This is a genomic window from Collinsella aerofaciens, from assembly GCF_015561195.1.
In the GTDB taxonomy this organism is placed as follows: domain Bacteria; phylum Actinomycetota; class Coriobacteriia; order Coriobacteriales; family Coriobacteriaceae; genus Collinsella; species Collinsella aerofaciens_AC.
Genome location: NZ_JADMSU010000023.1, coordinates 1 through 2,634 on the forward strand (window position 1 = coordinate 1; position 2,634 = coordinate 2,634).

Here is a 2,634-nt window from a genome sequence, read left to right on the forward strand (position 1 = left end):
TCCCTGTACGCGCCGTCCGTCGGGCCCGGGGCCGCCGAGCCCTTCGCGAGGACGCGGACCTGGAGCGCCTCTACGCGGTAGCCGATGCCGGTCGTGCCGGCGCGGGCCCCGTCGCTGGCCCAGCCGAGCCAGCCGTAGTCCTGCACGTAGGCGCGGTACCACACGTCGTAGTACTCGGAGAGGTCGCCGGTCAGGCGCATCTTCACGCACTCGACCGCCCTGCCCTGGCCGGTGGTGCCCGCCACGGCGCCGCCCGAGACCTCGTCCTGCCAGCCGACGCCGGAGACGTGGGCGCTGTAGGACAGGCCGCCGGAGACCGGCGAGGAGACCTCGGCGGCGATCGCCTCGACGGCGCGGGACTGGCCGGTCGTGCCGGCGGTGCCGCCGTTGCCGACGGCGGGCTGCCAGCCGACGCCGGAGACGTGGGCCCTGAGGCTGAGCGAGGGGACGGAGAGCTCGGCGGGGTCGCCCGTCGAGGGGGCGTCGCCGCCCTTCTCGACGAGGACGGCCTGGAGGGCCTCTGCCTGGACGCCGAGCCCCTCGGTGCCCGCGGCCTCGCCGTCCTTGGCCCAGCCGAGCCAGCCGTAGCCGGCCGCGTGGACGCGGTACCACACGTCGTAGCGCTCGGAGACGGGGCCGGAGAGGGACACCCTCACGGCCTGGACGGCGCGGCCCTGCCCCACCGTGCCGGCGTAGGAGGGGGCGGAGGCGGCGTCCTGCCAGCCGATGCCGGCCACGTGGGCCGCGACGGAGACGGAGCTCCCCTCGCCCGCCCCCTCGAGGGAGGCGCGCACGGCCTGGAGCGCGAGGCCCCTGCCGGTCGTGCCGACGTCCTCGCCGCCGCCCACCGCGGGCAGCCAGCCGCGCTCGGCGACATGGCCCTGCAGGACGAGCGACGGGCCGGAGGCGGCGCCGGAGACGTAGGCCCCCTCGGCCGGGCCGGGGGCGCCGGAGCCCTTCGCGACGAGGGCGACCTGAACGGCGGTGAGGCCCGAGGCGCCGGACTCGACGCCGGAGGGCTCGCCGGCGCTCGCCCAGCCGAGCCAGCCGCGCGCGGAGTCACAGGAGCGGTACCAGACGTCGTAGCGCTCCGCGAGGCCGCCGGACAGCTCGAAGCGGACGGCCTTGAGCTGGAGCCCGCCGCCCGAGGCGCCGAGCTGCGCCCCGTCGGAGCTGGTCTCCCCCTGCCAGCCGGAGCCCAGCAGCAGGCCGCGGTAGCAGACCGACCCGTCGGACTCGAGGTTGTCGACGGTCGCGGCGACGGAGCCCAGCACGGGCCCCCTCTCGGAGCCGAGCGTCAGGACCCCGCCCGAGAACGACGAGCCCGCCGGCGAGCCGGCGACGGAGATGGACGACCCGGACAGGCGCTCGCCGGCGCCGCGGAAGGCCCCGCCGGCCGGCCCCGGCGCGGCGCCGCCCTTGGGGACGAGCACGACCTGGACGGCCTGGACGGCCTTCGACAGGCCAACCGTGCCCGCGGACGCGCCGTCCTTGGCCCAGCCGAGCCAGCCATAGTCGGAGCAGTGCACGCGGTACCAGACGTCGTAGGACGAGGCGGCCTCGCCGGAGAGCCTGAACTGGAGCGCCTCGACCGCTAGGGAGCGCCCGGTGGTGCCGGCGGTCCCCGAGGTCCAGCCCTGCCAGCCGACGTTCGAGACGTGGGCCCTCACCTCGAGGGAGGAGGATCCGTGCCCGTACCAGGAGACGGAGCCCGAGAGGGCCTCGAGGGCGCGGCCCTGCCCGGTGGTGCCGGCGACGGCGCCGTCCGAGACGGAGCCCTGCCAGCCGATGCCGGCGACGTGGGCGCGGTAGGAGACGGAGGGGGGCTCGGAGGACCTGTCGACGAACGGGGTGGCGGTGTCGCCCGGGGCGGGGTCGCCCTTGGGCAGGACCGCGACCTGGACGGCCTGGACGGCGCGGCCGTAGCCCGCCGAGCCGGCGTCGGCGCCGTCGCACGCCCAGCCCAGCCAGCCGAACTCGGCGGAGTGGACGCGGTACCAGACGGTGTAGCGGGCCGACAGCTCCCCGGACAGCCTGACCCTCAGGGCCTCGACGGCGCGGGACTGGCCGGTCGTGCCGGCGGTGCCGCCGTTGCCGACGGCGGCCTGCCAGCCGACGTTGGAGACGTGGGCCTCGACGGATATGGCGTCGGCGCCGAGGGGCTCGCCGGTCGAGGCGTCGGACAGGACGAGGCGCAGCGCCTCGAGGGGGAGCCCCCTGCCGGTCGTGCCGGCGACCTCGCCGCCGGCGACGGCGCCCATCCAGCCGATATTGGAGACGTGGGCCGAGTATGAGAGCGAGACGGGCGCGGCCGCCTCGGACCGGGCGGGCTCCGCCTGGGCGCCGTCGGCCTGCGAGGCCTCGGGCTGGGAGGCGTCGGCCTGCGCGGGCTGGGCGGCGTCGGCCTGGGCGGCGGGACCCCCGTCGGCGGGCTGGGCCCCGGCGGCCGGGGCCTGCGCGTCGCCCGGGGCGGCGGGGGCGGCGTAGGCCGCGGGCCCGCACAGGGCCAGGGCGGCCGCGACCGCCAGCGCGGCGGCGGCACCGGAAATTCGTTTCGTGGAGCGTCTCATGGAAAATCCCCCTAATCTAGCAACGGTTTCCAAGTCTACTAGATTGGGGGGACGGGAGCCAAGC

At 77.0% G+C, this 2,634-nt stretch carries 1 pseudogene; it reads right to left on the bottom strand.

The features are described from left to right. A pseudogene (locus I2H81_RS10450) lies at window positions 1-2,570 on the bottom strand (hypothetical protein); the annotation flags it as partial. Window positions 2,571-2,634: the final 64 nt, after the last annotated feature.